Annotated in this window: 19 protein-coding genes; 12 read left to right on the forward strand and 7 right to left on the reverse strand. The window is 70.9% G+C overall.

Going from position 1 to position 20,697, the window contains the following annotated elements:
- Positions 1-313: transposase (locus BLR04_RS38660; protein ID WP_143022425.1), on the forward strand; the 313-nt coding region annotated here is incomplete at its 5' end.
- A 218-nt stretch (positions 314-531) separates the two neighbouring features.
- Here the strand turns inward: BLR04_RS38660 and dapE are convergent.
- Together dapE and BLR04_RS38670 are read right to left on the reverse strand one after the other, a co-directional pair.
- Positions 532-1,599 carry a succinyl-diaminopimelate desuccinylase gene (gene dapE, locus BLR04_RS38665; RefSeq protein ID WP_090774137.1) on the reverse strand — a complete coding sequence of 356 codons (1,068 nt, stop codon included), beginning with the start codon at positions 1,597-1,599 and terminating at the stop codon, positions 532-534.
- Positions 1,599-2,432, reverse strand: coding sequence for a 2,3,4,5-tetrahydropyridine-2,6-dicarboxylate N-succinyltransferase (locus BLR04_RS38670; RefSeq protein WP_090774150.1), 834 nt, complete (start codon positions 2,430-2,432; stop codon positions 1,599-1,601). The genes dapE and BLR04_RS38670 overlap by 1 nt, the downstream gene beginning before the upstream one ends.
- A gap of 17 nt (positions 2,433-2,449) precedes the next feature.
- On the opposite strand from BLR04_RS38670, the gene BLR04_RS38675 reads away from it, so the two are divergent.
- Positions 2,450-3,283, forward strand: a complete 834-nt coding sequence (locus BLR04_RS38675; protein WP_245740999.1) for a hypothetical protein — start codon at positions 2,450-2,452, stop codon at positions 3,281-3,283.
- A 9-nt stretch (positions 3,284-3,292) separates the two neighbouring features.
- Here BLR04_RS38675 and BLR04_RS38680 read toward each other — a convergent pair whose 3' ends face one another.
- The 3 genes from BLR04_RS38680 to fdxA all read right to left on the reverse strand — a co-directional run bounded on the left by BLR04_RS38680 (position 3,293) and on the right by fdxA (position 5,543).
- Complete coding sequence (locus BLR04_RS38680) at positions 3,293-3,949, reverse strand: DUF4178 domain-containing protein (protein WP_245741000.1); 657 nt, start codon at positions 3,947-3,949, stop codon at positions 3,293-3,295.
- A 94-nt stretch (positions 3,950-4,043) separates the two neighbouring features.
- Positions 4,044-5,114 (reverse strand): succinyldiaminopimelate transaminase, encoded by a 1,071-nt coding sequence (dapC, locus tag BLR04_RS38685; RefSeq protein ID WP_090774139.1) that lies wholly within the window; start codon positions 5,112-5,114, stop codon positions 4,044-4,046.
- A 102-nt stretch (positions 5,115-5,216) separates the two neighbouring features.
- Entirely contained in the window at positions 5,217-5,543 is a 327-nt protein-coding gene (gene fdxA / locus BLR04_RS38690) for a ferredoxin (protein ID WP_090774152.1), read from the reverse strand.
- Positions 5,544-5,688: 145 nt separating this feature from the next.
- On the opposite strand from fdxA, the gene BLR04_RS42950 reads away from it, so the two are divergent.
- From BLR04_RS42950 to BLR04_RS38730, 8 genes are all read left to right on the forward strand, one after another.
- Positions 5,689-5,880, forward strand: a complete 192-nt coding sequence (locus BLR04_RS42950; protein WP_425413478.1) for a putative acetyltransferase — start codon at positions 5,689-5,691, stop codon at positions 5,878-5,880.
- Positions 5,881-5,897: 17 nt separating this feature from the next.
- Positions 5,898-6,965: an ABC transporter substrate-binding protein gene (locus BLR04_RS38700; RefSeq protein WP_245741001.1), complete on the forward strand. Its 1,068-nt coding sequence runs from the start codon at positions 5,898-5,900 to the stop codon at positions 6,963-6,965.
- A 119-nt stretch (positions 6,966-7,084) separates the two neighbouring features.
- Positions 7,085-7,840 carry a class I SAM-dependent methyltransferase gene (locus tag BLR04_RS38705; RefSeq protein WP_245741002.1) on the forward strand — a complete coding sequence of 252 codons (756 nt, stop codon included), beginning with the start codon at positions 7,085-7,087 and terminating at the stop codon, positions 7,838-7,840.
- Between the two features lie 111 nt (positions 7,841-7,951).
- On the forward strand, positions 7,952-10,102 hold the full coding sequence (locus tag BLR04_RS38710; RefSeq protein ID WP_143022426.1) for a hypothetical protein: 2,151 nt from the start codon (positions 7,952-7,954) through the stop codon (positions 10,100-10,102).
- Positions 10,103-10,106: 4 nt separating this feature from the next.
- Entirely contained in the window at positions 10,107-11,936 is a 1,830-nt protein-coding gene (locus tag BLR04_RS38715) for a UvrD-helicase domain-containing protein (protein WP_090774143.1), read from the forward strand.
- 50 nt (positions 11,937-11,986) lie between these two features.
- Entirely contained in the window at positions 11,987-13,831 is a 1,845-nt protein-coding gene (locus BLR04_RS38720; protein ID WP_090774144.1) for a sigma factor-like helix-turn-helix DNA-binding protein, read from the forward strand.
- 32 nt (positions 13,832-13,863) lie between these two features.
- The gene (gene cysS, locus BLR04_RS38725; protein WP_090774145.1) at positions 13,864-15,222 is read left to right on the forward strand and encodes a cysteine--tRNA ligase; all 1,359 of its coding nucleotides are present in this window, start codon (positions 13,864-13,866) and stop codon (positions 15,220-15,222) included.
- 146 nt (positions 15,223-15,368) lie between these two features.
- Positions 15,369-17,855, forward strand: a complete 2,487-nt coding sequence (locus BLR04_RS38730) for a penicillin acylase family protein (RefSeq protein ID WP_090774146.1) — start codon at positions 15,369-15,371, stop codon at positions 17,853-17,855.
- Positions 17,856-17,903: 48 nt separating this feature from the next.
- Here the strand turns inward: BLR04_RS38730 and BLR04_RS38735 are convergent, their stop codons facing one another.
- A complete protein-coding gene (locus BLR04_RS38735; RefSeq protein WP_090774147.1) occupies positions 17,904-18,239 on the reverse strand; it encodes a DUF190 domain-containing protein in 336 nt (111 codons plus the stop codon).
- Positions 18,240-18,334: 95 nt separating this feature from the next.
- Positions 18,335-18,757 (reverse strand): hypothetical protein, encoded by a 423-nt coding sequence (locus tag BLR04_RS38740; RefSeq protein WP_090774148.1) that lies wholly within the window; start codon positions 18,755-18,757, stop codon positions 18,335-18,337.
- Positions 18,758-18,833: 76 nt separating this feature from the next.
- On the opposite strand from BLR04_RS38740, the gene BLR04_RS40285 reads away from it, so the two are divergent.
- Together BLR04_RS40285 and BLR04_RS38750 are read left to right on the forward strand one after the other, a co-directional pair.
- Positions 18,834-19,703: a hypothetical protein gene (locus tag BLR04_RS40285; RefSeq protein ID WP_143022427.1), complete on the forward strand. Its 870-nt coding sequence runs from the start codon at positions 18,834-18,836 to the stop codon at positions 19,701-19,703.
- Between the two features lie 260 nt (positions 19,704-19,963).
- Positions 19,964-20,697 (forward strand): IS256 family transposase (locus BLR04_RS38750; RefSeq protein WP_176903555.1); only part of this gene is annotated, 734 nt, incomplete at its 3' end.

Below are 20,697 nucleotides of genomic sequence, written 5' to 3' on the forward strand. Positions count from 1 at the left end.
AGCCCGTAAGAACTACGCCGGGACCTCCCCGATCACTCGCGCGTCGGGCAAGAAGAAGGTCGCCCTGGCCCGGTTCATCCACAACGACCGGCTCATCGACGCCCTGCTTACCCAGGCCTTCAGCGCACTGAGGCTCTCGCCCGGCGCGCGGGCCTACTACGACCGGCAACGAGCCCGCGGCTCCAGTCACAACGCCGCCCTGCGTCAGGTCGCCAACCGGCTCGTCGGCATCCTGCACGGATGCCTCAAAACCGGCACCCTCTACGACGAGACGACCGCCTGGTCGCATCACGCAGAGTTCGTTGCGGCTTGACATCTACGCTCCTGGGATGTCTTTCACGGCCGGCCGCTTACCCTCGTCAGGTTCTCCCCTCACGGCAGATCCCCAGGTGAACAGGGCCGGACGCCCCCTTGAAAAATCTTGGAAGACACAGGAACCGGATTTCGACCCCCCTGCGTCTAACTGCCGAGGGTGCTGCTCGGGACTGAAAGTGGCTTTCCCCGCCAAATGGCCGGCGAGGAGAGCCACTTTCATGTGGAGAGCCAGTCGAGCATCGCCCGCTCGCTCTCGACGATCTTCGACAGCGCGACGTACTCCCCCTGCTGGTGCGCGAGGTTCGGGTCGCCCGGGCCGTAGTTGACGGCGGGAACCCCCAGCGCGGAGAAGCGGGCGACGTCCGTCCAGCCGAGCTTGGCGCGCGGTTCGCCGCCGACGGCTCCGGTGACCGCCGCCGTGAACGCCGCCGCCGCCGGGTGCGTGAGGCCGGGCCGCGCCCCGGGCGCCGCGTCCACGATGCTCACCGCGAAACCGTCGAAGACCTCGCGTACATGCTGCTCGGCCTGCTCGATCGACAGGTCGGGAGCGAACCGGTAGTTGACGGTCACCACGCACAGGTCAGGGATGACGTTGCCCGCCACGCCCCCGCTCACGCCGACCGCGTTGAGCCCCTCGTGGTACTCGAGCCCGTCGACCACCGGCCGCCGCGCCTCGTAGGCGTTGAGGCGGGCCAGCACCGGCTCGATGCCGTGCACGGCGTTGACCCCCAACCACGACCGGGCGCTGTGGGCCCGCTTGCCCGTCACCGTGATCTCGGCGCGCAGCGTGCCCTGGCAGCCGCCCTCGATCACGCCGTCGGTCGGCTCCATCAGCACCGCGAAGTCGGCCGCGAGCCAGTCGGCGTGGTCGCGGGCGACCCGGGTGAGCCCGTTGCGCTCGGCCTCGACCTCCTCGCAGTCGTAGAAGACGTACGTGACGTCGCGGTTGGGCTCCGGCAGGCCCGCCGCGAGCTTCAGCGCGACCGCGACGCCGGCCTTCATGTCGGAGGTGCCGCAGCCGTACAGCAGGTCGCCGTCGACCCGGCTGGGCAGGTTGCCGGCGACGGGCACGGTGTCGAGGTGACCGGCGATCAGCACGCGCTCGGCGCGGCCGAGCTGGGTGCGGGCCACCACCGTCTCCCCCGACCGCGACACCTTCAGGTACGGCAGCGCGGAGAGCGCCCCTTCGACCGCGTCGGCGAGGGCGCGCTCGTGCCCGCTCACCGACTCGATGTCCACGATCGCGGCCGTCAGCGCGCGTACGTCCTGGGTCAGGTCGAGCATCAGATGTCCACCCCGTGTTCGCGCAGCACCCCGTTGAGCGCCGCCTTGTCATGTCTGCGGCCCGGCTCGAGGCGCCTCAGCACCAGCACGCACGGCAGTCCGAACGTGCCGCCGGGAAACTCCTTCTGCCGCGTGCCGCCCACCGCCACGCACCACGCGGGCACACGGCCGCGCGACAGCTCCTCGCCCGTCTCGACGTCGATCACCGGGATCGAGCCCGACAGGATCGTGCCGGCGCCGACGACCGCGCCCTCGCCCACCCGGGCGCCCTCGACGAGCATGGACCGGCTGCCGATGAGCGCGCCGTCCTCGACCACGACCGGCACGGCGCCGGGCGGCTCCAGCACGCCGCCGATGCCGACGCCGCCGGACAGGTGCACGTTCCTGCCGATCTGCGCGCACGACCCGACGGTGGCCCAGGTGTCGACCATGGCGCCCTCGTCCACGTACGCGCCGATGTTCGTGAACGACGGCATCAGCACCACGCCGGGCGCCAGGTAGGAGCCCCACCGGGCGATCGCCCCCGGCACCGCGCGCACGCCGTCGAGCGTGCTCTTCAGCGGGATCCGGTCGTTGTGGTGGAAGTCGCCCACCTGCGAGCGGGCCATGCCGAGGACCTGGAAGGCGAGCAGAACGGCGCGCATGGCCCGCTCGTCGGCGACGACCTCGCCGTCCACCAGGCGGGCCGCGCGAGCCTCGCCCCTGTCGAGCAGATCTACCGCGCCGACGACCAGATGGCGCGCCTCGGCGTCGGCCGGCGAGAGCTCCGCCCGCCGTTCCCACAACTCATCCACAACCCGGGGAATCGGGGACGATGTGCTCACGTCACTCATGGCCACGGAGCTTATCCATGGCAGGTAGGTTCTTCAGCGTGCGCCTGCGTTTCTCCCGTGGAGTCGTCGCGATCGCGGTCATCGTCGTCGTGCTGGCCGTGGCCGTGTCGATCGGCCTGGTGCTTCTGCTGAGGAAGGCGCCCGTGGTGATGCAGGCGCCGTACTGCACCGTCGACACTCCCGAGGGCGCGCGCACGCTCGACCCCGAGCAGGCCGAGATCTCGGCCACCATCGCGGCCGTCGCGGCGCGCCGCAAGCTGCCCGAGCGGGCGGTGGTGATCGCGTACGCGACGGCGTTGCAGGAGTCGAAGCTGCTCAACCTGCCCGACGGCGACCGCGACTCGGTCGGCGTGTTCCAGCAGCGCGAGTCGCAGGGGTGGGGCACCAAGAAGCAGATCATGGACCCGGTGTACGCGACCAACAAGTTCTTCGCCGAGCTGGTCAAGGTGAAGAACTACCGCAAGCTGCCGCTGGCGGAGGCGGCGCAGGCCGTGCAGCGCTCGGCGGGCGGCTACGCGTACGCGCCGCACGAGACGGAGGCCAAGATCCTGGCCGCCGCCTTCACCGGACGCGTGCCGCAGGCCGTCCACTGCTGGTATCCGCAGAAGGCGACGCCCGCGCCCTCCCCTCGTACGGCGGCCGCGCGCAAGGAGCTGGCCCGCGCGCTGGGCAGCACGGCGATCACCACGAGGAAGCGGGGCTGGCTGGTGGCCGCCTGGTCGGTGGCCCACGCCGGCAGGTACGGCCTCAGCGAGGTCGCCTACAACGGCGCGACCTGGTCCAACAACGCCGAGAGCGTGGGCTGGAAGGCGGGCGGCAAGGCAGGCGCCCGCCGCGTCGAGCTGTCCTGACGTGAAGCGCTAGTGAGCGCGATGGACGATGGAGATCGAGCCGGGCGGCAGCGGCTGGGCGTAGGCGGCCGTCCAGGCGCCGCCCTGGATGCGTTCGAACGACAGCAGCCGGCCGTCCGCGGCGCGGTAGTCGGCGAAGTCGAGCAGGCCCCGCTCGGGGGTGCCGGTGTCGCCCTCGCAGCGGAACGCGGCCGTGCCGCGCTCGACCGGGTAGAACTCCACGCCCTCCATGATGAGCATGCTCTTGGCCGGGACCATGCCCTGCGCGGGCACCTCGCTCCAGAGCTTGACCTCGAGGTGCGGCGGGTCGCCCGGCAGCACCTCGACGGAGAGCCACTGCAGGCGCCGGGCGCGGTCGCGCAGCAGGAACTCGGTCCACTGCCGGCCCTGCCACGAGACGAACATGGCGCCGAGGACGCGCTGAGGTGACCCGTGCACGTCGATCCGGTCACCGACCTGGATCGTGCGAGGGTCGGTGTAGTCGGTGCCGGCCCGCCCGGGAGCGCCCACCGGAGCCGCCAGCGGAGCTTCGGGGGGAGCGACCTCGGCCGGCGGCTCGCTCGCGCGTCCCTTCCTGTCGGGCCGCATGGTGGCCCATAAGGCCCCCAGCAGCAGCAGCAGGGTGGCGATGCTCAGCCCGAGTACGACCATGGAGGTCATGCTCATCGATCAGCTCGCTCCGCTCGCGGTCTGCCTCGGCATAAGCGCCGTATCCATTTGTACGCCTCGATCCCGCTTCGCGGGCTCGTGCGGGGCGATCCTACTGGAGGCGGCGCACTGCCGCAGCGATCCGTTCATCTGAGGCGGTGAGAGCCACGCGGACGTGCCGCTCGCCCGCGGATCCGTAGAATTCGCCCGGCGCGACCAGGATGCCGATCTCGGCGAGCTTGCCCACCTGGTCCCAGGCGCTCTGCCCGTTGGACGCCCAGAAGTACAGGCCCGCGGTCGAGTGGTCGATGCGCCAGCCGGCCCGTTCGAGCGCCGGGCGCAGCAGGGCCCTGCGGGCGGCGTACCGCTCGCGCTGCTCTGCGGCGTGCTCGTCGTCGGCGAGCGCCACCGCCATGGCGGCCTGGACGGGCTGCGGCATGAGCATGCCCGCGTGCTTGCGCGTCTCCAGCAGCCGCTTGACCAGGACGGGGTCGCCCGTCACGAACGCGGCGCGGTAGCCGGCCAGGTTGGAGCGCTTGGAGAGGGAGTGGACGGCGAGCAGCCCCTCGTGGGAGCCGCCGCAGACGTCGGGGTGCAGGATCGAGACGGGCTGTTCGTCCCAGCCGAGCTCGATGTAGCACTCGTCGGAGGCGACCACGGTGCCGCGCTCACGCGCCCAGGCCACGACCTTGCGCAGGTGTTCCGCGGGCAGCACCCGGCCCGTGGGGTTGGCGGGCGAGTTGACCCACATCAGGTCGACCTGCTCGGGACCGAGCGCCACGGTGCTGTCGGAGGCCGTGCCGTGCGCCCCTGCCAGCCGGGCGCCCACGTCGTAGGTGGGGTAGGCCAGCTCGGGGAAGACGACCCGCCTGGCGCCCAGGTAGGTGGGCAGCCACGCGACGAACTCCTTGGAGCCGAGCAACGGCAGGACGTGCTGCGGATCGACCGTGACCCCGTGCCTGCGGGCCAGCCACCCGGCGGCGGCCTCGCGCAGCGCCTTGGTGCCGTGGGTGAGCGGGTAGCCGGGGCTGTCGGCGGCCGCCGTCAGGGCGTCCTGGACGGTCTGCGGCACCGGATCGACGGGCGTGCCGACCGACAGGTCGACGATGCCGTCGGGGTGCGCCAGCGCGCGTTCCTTGTACGGCTCCAGCCGGTCCCACGGGAAGTCGGGCAGCTTGTTCACGGTTCTCCAAGATGTCGCTTCGCCCCGGCGGGCGCAGGACCGATCACGCGAACGGGGCGCATCCGGCCCGGATGCCCCCGTGCACGACGTCGACAGGACTCGTCAGTGGTCTTCGGCCTGCGGCGGCAGAGCGGCGACCACCGGGTGGTCCTTGTCGATCTTGCCGACCTTCGAGGCACCACCGGGCGAGCCGAGGTCCTCGAAGAAGTCCACGTTAGCCTTGTAGAACTCCTTCCACTGCTCAGGAAGGTCATCCTCGTAGAAAATCGCCTCGACGGGGCACACCGGCTCGCACGCGCCGCAGTCCACGCACTCGTCGGGGTGGATGTAAAGCATGCGCTCGCCCTCGTAGATGCAATCGACGGGGCATTCCTCGATGCACGCCTTGTCCAGGACGTCCACGCAAGGCTGCGCGATGACGTAGGTCACCTCGAGCTCCTTCTTCTCCAGCACCATGGCATGACTTCGACCGCGGTTTGCTACGCCCTAGTATTGCCGTGCTTGCCAGCAAGCCGGAACGGAGGGTGGCAAACTCGTGGCCGCTCGTCTCGTCATCGCCATTACAACGCACGACGTGGGTGCTCGTGTGACTACGCGCAGACGCGTCCCCGGCGGGTTTCGCGACGCCGTGGGCATCTTGCTGTCCTGGGACGACGGCGTGCTCAAAGTCAGGAAAAAAGACGACACCGTAGTGGAGATCCCCGAAGAGACACTGGTCGCGGCCAGGGTCGTTCCGGCCGCGCCTCCTCGACCTGGGCGGATGTAGCAGTAAGTATTCTTTGTGTGACTGTACGTACCTGCGCCGCCGCAGCAGCCATCCTCGTGAGCGCCGGGTGCGGCGCGTCCACCGACTCCACGTCAGAAGAAGCCAAGAAGCTTCCGCCGATCAACGTCCAGGCCGGCTCGTTGAAGAGCGGCTTTTCCACCATGGAGCGGCTCGTCGAGTCCGCCAAGAAGGAGGGCCAGCTCAACGTCATCGCCCTGCCACGCGACTGGGTGAACTTCGGGGAGCTCATCGACCGGTTCGCCGACAAGTACGGCATCAAGGTCAACGAGCTGGAGCCGAACGCGAGCAGCAGGCGGGAGATCGACGTCGCCCCGCAGCTCAAGCCCGACGTGTTCGACCTCACCATGGACGTCGCCGTGTCGGCGGCCGACCGGTTCGCGCCGTACAAGGTGCAGGGCTGGCTCGACCTGCCAGACCAGGTCAAGGACCCGTCCGGCGCCTGGTACGGCGCCTACGGCGGCTACATGTCCATCGGGTACGACCCGCGCCAGGTCAAGCCGCCGGCCTCGTTCTCCGACCTGCAGCGGCCGGGCTACCGGGTCGCACTCGACGGCGACCCGCTGCGCTCGGCGGCGGGCTTCGGGGGCGTCATGGCGGCGTCCATGCGTTCGGGCGCGCCGCAGCCCGCGCAGGGTGTGGCGCTGTTCGCCAAGCTCAAGCAGGAGGGCAGGCTCACCGAGCCGGCCAAGGCCAACACGATCATCACCTGGGACCACCTGAACGCCGTCCGCGGCGCCCACCACCCCGACTCGTGGAAGGTGACGATCCCGCGCGACGCGGCGCTCGGCGGCTACCACGTGCAGGCGATCAGCAAGGCGGCCCCGCATCCGGCGGCGGCGCGGCTCTGGCAGGAGTTCATCTTCTCCGACGAGGGCCAGAACCTGCTGCAGAAGGGGTACGCCCGTCCGGCCCGCGCCGAGGCGATGCTCATGAAGGGCACGCTCGACCAGGAGCTGGCCGCCCATCTGCCCAAGGCGCCCGGCCCGCCCGTCCTCATGACCATCCCGCAGACGGACGCCGCGAAGGCGTACCTCAAGACGGAGTGGGCGAAGAGTGTGGGATGAGTCCGATGTGACTTGATATGTCGTCGCGACGTTCAGGCTCTAAAGTGAACGGACAGCATGGCCACGGGGCCCCATGTCCGAGAAATGAGCTGATCGTCTTGCGATACGACACACCGAGCTTGGAGCGGTGGCACAGTCGCGCCTACGACAGCAGCTTCGGCTACGTCTCGACGCAGGGCGCGCCACTGGTCGACCTGCTCGATCCGCGGCCCGGCGAGCGCGTGCTCGACCTGGGCTGCGGAACCGGTGTGCTGACCGCGCAGATCGCCTTCAGAGGGGCAGAGGTCCTCGGCATCGACGGCTCCCCCGCGATGATCGAGAAGGCGCTGGCGCAGTATCCGGGCATCAACTTCATCGTCGGGGACGGACACGACTTCACCGTCGTCGACCCGTACGACGCGGTCTTCTCCAACGCGGCGCTGCACTGGATGATCCGCGACCCGGGCGCCGTGATCACCAGCGTCCGCGACGCGCTCAAGCCCGGCGGGCGCTTCGTCGCGGAGATGGGCGGGGCGGGCAACTGCGCCGAGCTGACCACGGCCATGCTGACCGCCTGGCGCGAGTACGGCCTGCGCGAGCCCGAGCTGCCGTGGTTCTTCCCCACCCCCGCCGAGTACGCCCGCCGCCTCGAGCAGGAAGGCTTCATGGTGCGGCTGCTCGAGTACTTCGACCGGCCTACTCCCCTGGAGGAGTGCCCCGGCGGCGCCGCCGACTGGGTGCGCATGTTCGCCGGATCGGTGCTCGAAGGGCTGGCGCCCGACATCGTGGAACCCCTGCTCCAGCGGGTGAACGAACTGGCCGCGCCCGCGCTGCGCAGGGAGTCGGGCTGGATGGCGGATTACGTGCGTCTCCGTTTCGCCGCCGTTCGGCGTTGATGCGACGAGATGATGCGTAGGGCTGTTTTGCCGCACTATGGTTTTTTTCGTGAGCAGCGAGAACATGGCTGCACCGCTGCCACGGCGTGAGGGGCTGGTGAACGGAACAGGATGAACTTCTGCCTGAGCGACCTCGTACCACCGTTGAGGTGGAGCGACGCGTCGTCGATCACGCTGCTCGCCGGACAGCCGGACCTGCCGGACGCGTGGTGGCGCAGCCTGCCCGTGCACCGGGTGCTCGAGGCCATCGGCCCCGAGTCGCTGGGCGAGCTGCTGACGGAGATCGCCCTGGAACACTGGCCCGCGGCGGCGGTCGGCGACGTCCTGCCTGCGCTGCACGTCCTCGACCCGGACGACGCCGACGAGCCCTCGGTCGCGATCGCGCTGCACCGGGCCGGCTCGTGGGCCGGGCTGCTCGCCCTGACCGGGCGGGAGCTCACGGACCAGCCGTTCATCCAGGCGCGGCCGGTGCTGAACACGCTGTTCACCGCCGTGCTGTCCCGTCTCGGGCAGCCCCGCCCGACGGTCGTCGCCGAGCCGGAGCCGTACGTGGCGGCGCCCGAGGAGGCCGTGGCCGGGCACGCGTTAAGAGCCGACGAGGCTCCCGCCCCCGCGGTCGAGCCCGTGGTTGAGCCCGTGGTTGAGCCCGTGGTTGAGCCCGTGGCGGCCGAGGGCGAGCGGCCGGCGTCCGACGCGGAGGTCCCCGAGACCCCCGCGGAGACGCACGAGGTCGACGACGCTGCCTCCGACTACGACGTGCACGTGGACGCCGACGAGCCGGAACCGGTCGGCGCGACCGCCGAGCCCGAACCCACGCCGGACGAGGACTTCGAGCCCCACCCGGTCGCGGCGGAGCACGCCGAGCCCGAGCTGGACCAGGACTTCGAGCCCGTCGCGGCGCAGCACGCCGAGGCCGCGGCCGAGCCCGAGTCGTTCGCGCCCGGCGAGCCCGAGCTCACCCTGGACGAGGACATCGAGCCCCACCCGGTCGCGGCGGAACACGCCGAGCCCGAGCTGGACCAGGACTTCGAGCCCGTCGCGGCGGAGCACGCCGAGGCCGCGGCCGAGCCGGTCGCGGCGCGGCACGACGAATCCGAGCCCGAGCCGATTGTGGCTGAGGAGTCCGAAGCCGTACCGGACGAGGCCGCCGAGGAGGCCGAGCCCGAGGCTGTCCCGGTTGCGGAGGACTCCGAGCCCGCCGCGGCGGACGAGGGTGCCGGGCTGCTGGAGCTGATCGAGGCCGAGTTCGCCGGCATCGACGACCAGACCTGGGCCGTGGCGCAGAACCGCGTCCTCACCGACGAGCCGTCGGCCGTCGACCAGCTCGCCAAGCTCTTCGCCGTCTCCCCCGCCGACATCACCGCCACCGAGTACGAGCTGCGCACCCGCCTCGACCAGTGGCTCGCGGGCGACGCGGCGGCGCCGTACAGAGCGCATCTGGACGAGCTGGTCAGGACGGTCGGCGCCGACGCCTCCAAGGAGCAGCTGCTCGGCGCGGCCGACTGGCACGCCCGGCCGATCCAGGCGTTCGACGTGCCGGCCTGGCAGTTCGTGCGGGCCACGCTCGCCTTCCACGTCCGGCAGCCGCAGGTGCAGCATGTGCCGCCGCAGATGCCGCAGGTCCCGCCGCACTCGGCGTTCGGGCCGCCGATGGCGGACTCGCCGGCCGGGCCGCCGATGTTCCAGGCGTTCCACCCGGCCACGCCGGCGCCGAGCGAGCCGAACGGCCACGCGGAGCGTCCGTACCAGCCGCTGAAGGACGTGTCGCAGACCCGGCGCTGCTTCCGGCAGCCCGACGGAAGGTGGTGGCTGCGCATCGACGTCACCGCCGAGCAGCTCGCCGGAGGCGAGTGCACGCTGCCGACGGGCTTCGCCGCCTACCTGGGGCTGTCGCCGGGCGAGAGCAGGACGGTCAGGAGCGCCGCGGGCGAACTCACCATGGCCTGGCACGGCAGGCCGGTGCTGACGTCCGTCACCCAGCTGCTCGGTGACGTCGGCGCGAAGGAGGGCGGGCACCTGTTCCTGACCCTCTCGGACGAAGGCGTCCTGCGGGCGCGGCACCTGCCGGCCGCGTCGGAGGGCGCCGACCGGATCACGAAGGCGCTCCGGCTGGTCGGGTACACGGCGCCGGGCGGCACCAAGGAACAGGCGGCACGGGTGATCGCCACGAGGATCGGGCTGACGGGCACCGTCCCGCTGCCCGACCTGCTGGCCAGACTCCGCGAGCGTGGGGACCGTGACCTGCTCGAACTGATGGACTGAGCCCGTGCCGCGGCTCGCGATCGGCCCCGACCTCCCGAGGGATCTCGGCGCGCTCACCCCGTCGGCGCGCAGGGACGTCGTGGTCGCGCTGCGCCGGTTCCTGCTGAACGTCGCGGGCGCCCCGCACCCCGAGCGGGTGCGGGGCGCCAGGGATCCGCGGGTGGCCACCCTGCGCCTGGCCGACGGCCTGCGCGGGGTCGTCGTGCGGCAGCGGGACGTGTACTGGCTGCGGACGGTCCTGCCCGACCCCGAGTCGTGGGCGTTCGCCCGCCGTCACCGCTACGGCGTCAACCCGGTCATCGGCGTCATCGAGGAGTGGGACGCCGAGGCCCTGGAACGGGTGGAGCCGGCGCTGCGCAGACCGGCGGCCGCGCAGGGCCTGTTCGACCCCGTCTGCGACGGTGACCTGCTCGGTCTGGGCCTCGACGTCCAGGCGCTGCCGCTGTTCCGGCTGATCGCCTCCGAGGCGGACGTGGCGGCGTTGGAGCCGTTACTTCCGCCCACGCAGTACGCCCCGCTGGCGGTGCTGGCGCGCGGCGGCACGTTGACGGAGGCGTGGCGCGAGCTCGACGGCCGGCGGGCGACCGCCGAACCGGCGGGCCCGGTCGACCCCGACGACCTGTACACCGCGCTGCTGCGCAGCCCCGACCGGGCGGTGTTCGTGCCCGACAAGGTGGCGCTCGACCGGGTGCTGCGGGCGCCCGGCTGGTGCACGTTCCCGCACCCTCCCCAGCACCGGCTGGGCAAGACGAGCGGCTACGAGCACCCGGTGCTGGTCCTCGGCGGGGCGGGCACCGGCAAAACCGTCGTCGCCCTGCACCGCGCCGCGTACCTGGCCGCGCACGGGGCCGGTCCTGTGCTGCTGGTGACGTTCTCGCAGAGCCTGGCGGAGGAGCTGTCGGCGCAGCTCGACCTGCTGATCGAGGACGAGGTGATCCGCAAGCGGGTCGAGGTGGCCAACCCGGAGCGGCTGGCCGTGCGGATCGTGACCGACGCGGAGGGCCGCCGTCCCGCGCTGGTCGGCAGGCAGGCGAGGTCGCTGGCCGAGTTGACGGACGAGGCGTTGCGGTTGCTCTCGCTCGCCACGGGTGATCTCCTCGACGATGTGGATCCGGGGCACAAGCCGTACCGTCACATCGTCGTGGACGAGGCGCAGGACATCAGCGCGGCGCAGTGGCGGCTGTTGCGCGCGGCGGCGCCGCACGCGCGCGACGACCTGTTCATCGTGGGCGACCCGCACCAGCGGGTCACCGACACGCGGCTCGCCCTGGCCGCGGTGGGCATCCCCACCGAGAACCACGCGCTCGCCGTCTCCTACCGGCTGTCGTGGGAGACGCTCTCGTTCGCCGTACGGCTGCGCGGCGGCCCCTCGACGGGCCTGGCGAGGGGCGCGACGGACCTGCACGGCCTGACCGCGACGCAGCACGGCGAGCCTCCGCTCGTGCGGGCGTACGACAGCCCGGAGTCGGAGCTGGCCGGGTTACGCGCCACTGTCGAGTCGTGGCTCGCCGACGGCGTGGCCGCCGAGGCGATCGCCGTCGGTGCGCGCAGCGTCGCGCTGGTGCGCGAGGCCAGGAGGGCGCTCGACGGCCTCGCGGTGCGGACGGCGACCTTCCAGCACCTGAAGGGGCTGGAGTTCGAGCGGGTGGCGCTGGTCGGGGTGGCGGAGGGCGTGGTGCCTGAACCCGCGCCCGCGGATCCACCCCAAGATCCTTACGTACGGGCTCGTACGCTGCAGCGCGAACGGAGCATACTGTTCGTCGCCTGCACCCGAGCCCGATCGAAGCTTTATATCTCCTATTCCGGAAGAGGGAGCCCTTTTCTGCCCCTCTGATCACATAGTCTCTGAACTGCGGATATCTCTCCTTTGCCGGTTGGATCTCAATGAACCTCAGCCTGAGCGACCTCGCGCCACCCCTGCGCTGGACCTCCCCTGGGCAGATCGCGCCGATCGTGGAGGAGCCCCTGCTGCCCGAGGCCTGGTGGCAGGCGATCCCCCTCGACCGGGCGTGTGCCGCCGTGGGCACGCAGACGGTGGCGGGTCACCTCGCCGATCTGGCCGTGGCCTGCTGGGGACACCTCATGCTCGGCGACATCCTCCCCCTGCTGCGGTTCTCCGACCCGGCCGAGTCCGAGCGGTCCCCTGAGACGCTCGGCAAGGACGTGGTGCAGAAGCTGTTCACCGGCGTCTTCGAGCGGCTGCTCGACCCCGCGCCGGAGGTGGCGGCGCCCGCCGCGCGGCCGGACCGTCCGCTGCCCGAGCTCATCGACGAGCTGTTCGCGGCGCTCGACGACCGGCAGCGGGCCATCGCTCGCGACCGCCTGTACGCCGAGCAGCGCGCCACGCTGGACGAGCTGGCGCAGCGGTTCTCGGTGACCCGCGAGCGCATCAGGCAGATCGAGCGCGACCTGCGCGACCACGTCGGCAACTGGCTGAGCACGCCCGAGGTGGCCCCGCTGGTGGCGCACGTCGCGTGGCTGCGCGGCCGGCTCGGCTCGGCGGTGCCCGCCGACGACCTGCAGGCCGCCGTCCCGTGGCACGGCGCCGAGCTGCGCACGCTCGGCATCCCGGCCTGGCAGTTCATCCGGACGCTGCTGACGGGCTACGAGCAGGCAGAAGGGTGGTTCGTCGCGGGCGGGGCCGACGACCTGCGGGAGAAGACGCGGCAGCTGTTCACCGACGGGCCGCGTCCGCTCGCCGAGGCCGTGACCATGGTCGCCCAGCTCGGCGTCCGCGAGGACGTCGCGGAACGCTGGATCCTCGCCACCCCGCAGCTGCGGGTGCTGGGCCAGCATGTCGTGCCGTGGCCGCGCAGCATCAACGAGAAGGCGGAGGCGGTGCTGGCGGTGGCGGGCACGCCGCTGTCGCCGGAGGAGATCCAGGAACGCATCGGCGAGGACTACAGCCTGGTCGGCATCCGCAACCAGCTCACCGCCGACGACCGCTTCCGCCGGGTCGACCGCAACAAGTACGGCCTGACGCGCTGGGGCGGCGACGAGTACCTCGGCATCAGGGAGATGATCGCCAGGGAGATCGAGCGGGCGGGCGGCGAGGCGTCCGTGAGCACGATCGTGACGAACCTGACCTCCCGCTACGACGTGAGCGAGAGTTCGGTGCGCGCGTACTCGGGCGGGCCGGGGTTCGAACGGACGCAGCGGGGCTGGATCCGGGTGGCGGGCACGTCGCCGGGGGGATCGGAGGTGTCGTACCAGCCGCGCAAGGACGTCTCCGAGACGCGGCGCAGCTTCCGCTCGCGCGACGGCCGCTGGTGGCACCGGGTCGACGTCAACGCCGAGCACCTGCGCGGGTCGGGCTCGCCGCTGCCCACCGGGTTCGCCGCCTACCTCGGCATGGCGCCGGGCGGTCAGCTCACCGCCTCCGCGCCGTCCGGCGACGTGGTGATCAGCTGGCACAACCAGCCCACCATGGGGTCGATCAGGAACGTGCTGGCCGAGTACAAGGCGAACGAGGGCGACCACGTCTTCCTCACCGTCTCCGACGGCGGCGAGCTGCTGACCCGCTACCTGCCGGCCGCGCCCGTCGCGATGCCGCCCATCAACCGGGCGCTCTACCTGCTCGGCTACACCGCGCCGGTCAGCTCGGAGCTGGAGGGCCTGCGGCTGATCGGGGCCAGGATCGGGCTGCCCGACACGGCCACCCGCGAGGACGTCATCGCCCGGCTGCGCGAGCGGGGCGACCGCGACATCCTGGGCTTCCTCGGAGCCTAGGGTCGCGCGCGGCCCCCGGTTAAGCTCGGGGGATGTTGCGGATCTACGACACCCGGGCCGGTCACGTCGAGACGATCGAGGCCGGCCGGGCGGTGCGGATGTACACGTGCGGGCCGACCGTCCACCGGCCGGCGCACGTCGGCAACCTGCGTACGTTCGTGCTGACCGACGTCATCAGGCGGGTCATGGAGCGGCAGCGGGTGCGGGTCGTGGCCTGCCGGAACATCACCGACGTGGGTCACCTCGCCGATGAGAGCGGGGTGGACAAGGTGGCCGCGCAGGCGCGGGCCGAGGGGCGCTCGCCGCGTGAGCCGGCCCGCGAGCACGAGCAGGCCTTCGTCGCCGACACCGCCGCTCTCAACCTGCGCCCGCCGGAGCACGCCCCGCGCGCGAGCGAGCACGTCGACCTGATGATCGAGCTGGTCGCGGAACTCGTCGAGCAGGGTCACGCGTACACGGTGCCGGACGGCGGGGTGTTCTTCGACGTCCGGACGTTTCCCTCGTACGGCGAGATCTCCGGCAACCAGCTCGACGCGCTCAGGCCCGCGCACCGTATCGAGGCCGTCGATCCGCGCAAGCGTCACCACGCCGACTGGGCCCTGTGGAAGCCCGGGGACGGCGAGCTGACCTGGGACTCACCGTGGGGCCGCGGCTTCCCCGGCTGGCACGTCGAGTGCTCTGCCATGTCGCTGCGCTTCCTCGGGCCGCGGATCGACCTGCACACCGGCGGCATCGACCTGCGCTTCCCGCACCACGAGAACGAGCGGGCGCAGTCGGACGCGGTGACCGGCCACGAGGTCGTGCGGCACTGGGTGCACGGCGAGCATCTGCTGTTCGACGGGCGCAAGATGGCCAAGTCCACCGGCAACGTGGTGCTGCTGTCCGACGTGGTGGCGGCCGGCCTCGACCCGCTGGCGGTGCGGCTGGCCTTCCTGGAGCACCGCTACCGAGCCCAGCTGAACCTCACCTGGGACACTCTGCGGGCCGCCGACCGTACCGTGCGCCGGTGGCGGACGCGGGTGGCCGAGTGGTCGGAGTCGGTCAGCGCGCCCATGGCCACCGCGTACGCGGAGCGCGTGGAGTCGGCGCTCGACGACGACCTGGACACGCCGTCCGCGCTGCGGGTGCTGCGCGAGCTCGAACGCGACGAGTCGGTGGCGCCGGGAGCCAAGTTCGAGACGTTCCTGCACCTCGACCAGGTGCTCGCGCTCGACCTGGCGTCCGACATCGGCAAGCCGCGGGTGCTGCCGCCGGGGGCCGCCGAACTGCTGGAGGCCAGGGAGCGGGCCAGGAAGGCCGGCGACTTCGCGGCATCCGACCTGCTGCGCGACGAACTCGCCGACATAGGGGTGCGCGTGTCCGACACCGCGGAGGGCCAGGTCTGGAGCTGATCACTCCCCGTAGTTGACGATCTTGTATCGGCCGGTTTCCCGCAGTGCTGGTCAGGGCGTTGACGCGGCCGGAGGAGTGACCCCGGACTGTCAGACTTAGTCCCAGTTCGGGGTAGAAGGAGGTGCCGGTGAGGCCCTTTGCGTGGATGCCACGACCTTTGCGGTGGCTCGCTCGGGTGTTAAGCGTTCTGCTCGCGCTGGCCGTCGTGCTGGCGGGCGTGGTCGTCTATACGGTACGGCAGTCGTTCCCGCAGTTCGACGGGACGGTGCGGTTACCCGGATTGGCGCGCGGAGTAGAGGTCTCCCGCGACCAGTGGGGCATCCCGCACATCTACGCGGACACCGCCGCCGACCTGTTCATGGCGCAGGGCTACGTGCACGCCCAGGACCGGTTCTTCGAGATGGACTTCCGCCGGCACACGACGGCGGGCCGCCTGTCCGAGCTCTTCGGCGCGGCCACCCTCGACAACGACAAGGCCCTGCGGACGATGGGCTGGCGCCGGGTCGCCGAGCAGGAGTTGCCGCTGCTCGACCAGGAGACCCGCGAATACCTCGACGCGTACGCCAAGGGTGTCAACGCCTGGCTCGACGCCCACCCGAACGCCTCCGACCGCAGCGTCGAGTACTCCGTCCTCAAGCTCAGCGGCGGCGCGGGAAAGCCCGAGAAGTGGACCCCGGTCGACTCGCTCGCCTGGCTCAAGGCCATGGCCTGGGACCTCCGCTCCAACCTCGACTCCGAGATGGACCGGGCCGTCGCGCTCACCAAGCTGCCGAAGGAGCGGGTCGACCAGCTCTTCCCCGGCTACCCGTACGACCGGCACCTGCCGATCGTCAACGAGGGCACCATCGACCGCGACCGCTTCGACCAGCGGGCCGAGCCCCGCGTCCGCGCCGGCGACGCGCTCGCCCGCGCGGCCGGGACGCTGGACGCGGTGCCGAACACGCTGGGCACCGCCGACCGCGACGGCCTCGGGTCGAACTCGTGGGTGGTCTCCGGCGAGTACACCGCCGACGGCAAACCGCTGCTCGCCAACGACCCCCACCTGTCCGCGCAGATGCCGTCCGTCTGGTACCAGGCGGGGCTGCACTGCCGCAAGGTGACCGCCGCGTGCCCGTACGACGTGACCGGGTTCACCTTCTCCGGCGTCCCCGGGGTGGTCATCGGGCACACGGACAAGATCGCCTGGGGCTTCACCAACCTGGGGCCCGACGTCGCCGACCTGTTCCTGGAGCGGGTGGAGGGCGACACGTACCTCTACAAGGGCCAGCAGCTGCAGCTGGAGACCAGGAAAGAGACGATCAAGGTGGCCGGGGGCAAACCCGTCACGCTCACCGTCAAGAGCACCCGGCACGGGCCCCTCATCGACGACGTGATCGGCGACGCCCGGCCCAGCGGCGAGGCGAACGCCGTGGCCCTGCAGTGGACGGCGCTGACGCCCGGCCGGACGGCCGACGCGATCTTCGCGCTGGACAAGGCGACGAACTGGGAGGAGTTCCGGACCGCCGCCGCGCTGTTCGAGGTGCCGGCCCAGAACCTCGTGTACGCCGACACCGCGGGCACGATCGGGTACCAGGCTCCAGGACGCATCCCCGTACGCGAGAACGGCGACGGCACCGTGCCCGTCCCCGGCTGGACCGGCGAGTACGACTGGAAGCCCGCGCCGATCCCGTTCGACCAGCTGCCGTCCGTGCGGAACCCGGCCGACGGGTTCATCGTCACGGCCAACAACGCCGTCATCGACCCCAACCGCTACCGTCCCCTGCTCACCATGGACTGGGCGTACGGCTACCGCTCCGAGCGCATCCGTACCCTGCTCAAGGAGGCCATCGAGAAGGGGCCGATCGACTCCGACGCGATCTCGCGCATCCAGCAGGACAGCTACAACGGCTTCGCCGACACGCTGATCCCGGCCCTCATGCGGGTCGACCTCGCCGGCCCGGCGGTCGAGGCCAGACAGATGCTGGGGAAGTGGGACCGCCTGCAGGAGCTCGGCTCCGCGCCCGCCGCCTACTTCAACGCCGTCTGGCGGCAGCTCCTCATGCTGACGTTCAACGACGACCTGCCGAAGTCGGCCTGGCCCACCGGGGGCGACCGCTGGTACGAGGTCGTCAGGCGGCTGCTCGACACCCCGGACGACCCGTTCTGGGACGACGTGACGACCACGAACCTCAAGGAGAACCGCGACGACATCCTGCGACAGGCGATGGCCTCGGCGTACCAGGAGCTCGCCGACCGGCTCGGCACGGACGTCAAGGCGTGGCGCTGGGGTGACCTGCACCAGCTCGACCTGGTCAACGGCTCGCTCGGCACCTCGGGCATCGCGCCGGTGGAGGCGCTGCTCAACCGGGGGCCGCTCAAGGTCGCGGGCGGCAAGGACGCGGTGAACGCCACGGGCTGGAACGTCCAGACCGGTTACGCGATCACGAGCGTGCCGTCGATGCGGATGATCGTCGACCTGTCGGACCTGGACAAGTCGCAGTGGGTCAACCTGACGGGCGCGTCGGGACACGCCTTCCACGACAACTACTGGGACCAGGCCGAGACATGGGCCCGCGGCGACCTGCTCCCCATGCTCTCCACCCCCGACGCCGTGGCGAAGGCCAAGGTCCACACCCTCAAACTGTCCCCCTGATCCGGTACATCGCCGACGTACCGGATCACTTCGACCTTCGCGAGGACCTCAGGCACGCCCCACGTACCGGATGACCTCGACCGGGTCGACGATCACCAGGCCCTCGGTGACCAGTTCGTCGAGTTGGGGGAGGAAGGCGCGGATCCGGTCGCTGGTGTCGACGATGATGATCGCCAGCGGCAGGTCCTCCGACAGCGACAGGATGCGGGTGGTGTGGATGTGGTTGGAGGCGCCGTAGCCCTCCATGCCGCGGAAGACGCTGGCTCCGGCGAGACCGGCCTGGTGGGCCCGGTGGACGATCTCGTGGTACAGCGGCCGGTGGTGCCAGAGGTCGGTGTCGCCGACGAAGATGGTCAGCCGGAGCGCGGACCCTTCCAGTTTCACGCCTGCCCCCTCTCGCCGGTCGTCCGGAGCCGACGGCACGTCGCTTACCCGGCGGCCAGGGCCCGAAACCGGCCGTACGTCATGACCGGAAGCAGTCAGGACGTACGGCGGGACCGACGCCACCACAGCGGTCTGCGGGGGTAGCCGCCGTCCTCCAGACCGGCCAGCCGCTCGAAGACGTTGTACGACCCCTGGTGACCGCAGACCGCCACGGACAAGAGCGTCGCCAGCAGGTAGAGCGGCAGCATGGGGAGCCCGGCGCACCACGCCCACTGGGTGGCGTGCCGGGCCTCGTGCAGAACCAGCCGGTCGCTCATCACGTTCGCCCTGGTCAGGACGACGTTCCCGACGGTGAAGGCGGCCGCGACCGGGAAGCGGGGACGGTAGCCGAAGGCCAGGATGAGCCCGTCGGGGCCGGGTCGCGTGGACGCGCCTCCGGCGGCGGCGAGCAGCAGTCCGAGCGGCGTCGAGAGGTTGACGATGTTGGCCGCGTGCCGGAACCGGAACCGCTTCTCCATGCGTCTCACTCTTGACCAATCTTGACAAGTCGGAACAACGAACCCTGTCCGTGAAATATCCGACAAGAGCAGGATTATGAGATTCTCCATTCTGGGCGCGCTGCTGGGCACCGTCGCCCTCGCGGGAGCCGGCGGAGTCGCGATCACGCAGACGTCGGCCACCACACCCCTCCGGGTCTCCGACACCTCTCCCCTGGGCCGGCCGGCCACCACCTCTCCCCCGGCAACCTCGCCCGCCGAGTACACCGCCGAGACGCGGGTGGTCAAAAGACGCGGCGTCTCCTACCTGAACGTCTCCGTCACGTACGAGGGGGCGGCGTTCTTCACCGTCGAGCAGCGGGTGTGCGCCAGACGCTCGTGCACGACCACGAATTCCGAGATCACCGTCATCGGCGGCAAGGGCGAGACCACGGCCAGGCTCGGCCGGGGCATGTACCGCAAACGCGGCCAACCCGAGGTCGCCATGGCGCCGCTGCCGACCGTGACGGTCCGCGAGACCGTGACCGTCACGGAGCCAGGCCCGACCGTCACCGTCACGGAACCGGGCCCAACGGTCACCGTCACCTGTCACCCGTACGTGGACCCGACAGAAACCCCACCACCGACGGAAACACCCAGCGACGAACCCACCGACACGGCACCCCCGACGGACACCCCCACCGACCCCCCTGAGCAAACCCCCACAGAGACCCCCGCAGAGGTCCCCACAGAGGCCCCCACCTCCACGGAACCCACCGAGCCCCCGACACCACCCGTCCCCGACCCCTCGGACGACACGTCACCGACCGTCACCCCGACGGAAACCCCCACAGGAATCCCCACCTGCCCACCCCCGGCAGAAGAGCCGCCCGCAGAACCCTCACCCGAACCGACGACCGAAGAACCCACCGACCCAACCCCCAGCGAGCCCACCGACACCCCACCGGACCCCACCCCCGCCCAGTAGCCCCCTGAGAGCACGGCCGATCTCCGCCTGAAACGATCACAACGGCCTACAATCGCTCGGAACGGCACGTCACTGCCGATTCCCTTGCCGTCCGGGAAGGGCTCCACCTGCGGTTGTGCGAAGGAAGGGTCCGTGACCGTCGACGGTCGTCCCACCGGCAGCACCATGACGCTGGTCGCCTGGAGAGTCCTCTGGGCGCTGCTGTTCGCGGCGGGTCTGTACGGTCTTCGGTGTAACTCCTAGTAAAGGAGATGCACCTGATGGTTACTGTGGTCCAGGCATCGACGGAGATCGACCTGGAGGACGCCGAGGTGGCGCGCAAGCAGACCAAGGACACCGATCGAGAGCTCGTCAACGAGCTGGTCGAACAGGCCCGCGCCGAGGGCATCGAGCTGGTCGGCGAGAACGGGTTGCTGGGCCGGCTGACCAAGCTGGTGCTGGAATCCGCACTCGAAGGCGAAATAACCGACCATCTCGGCTACGACAAGCACGAACGCTCCGAAAACAACGACAACGGCAACGCCCGTAACGGCACCCGTTCCAAGACGGTCATCACCGACGTCGGCCCGGTCCAAATCAGCGTGCCACGCGATCGGGACGGCAGCTTCGACCCGAAGATCGTGCGTAAGCGACAGCGGCGCCTGTCCGGCGTGGACGAGATGGTGATCTCGCTGGCGGCCAAAGGCTTGACGACCGGTGAGATCTCGGCGCATCTGGCCGAGGTCTACGGCGCGCAGGTGTCCAAGCAAACCATCTCCACCATCACCGACAAGGTGCTGGAGGGCATGACCGAGTGGCAGAACCGGCCGCTCGATCCTGTCTATCCAGTGCTGTTCATCGACGCGATCCACGTCAAGCTACGCGATGGGCAGGTCGCCAACCGTCCGATCTACGTGGCGCTGGCGGTCACCGTCGACGGTGAGCGCGACATTCTCGGGTTGTGGGCCGGCGACGGGGGCGAGGGCGCGAAGTTCTGGCTGCACGTGCTGACCGA

This window comes from Nonomuraea maritima (assembly GCF_900100395.1).
Classification (GTDB): Bacteria; Actinomycetota; Actinomycetes; order Streptosporangiales; family Streptosporangiaceae; genus Nonomuraea; species Nonomuraea maritima.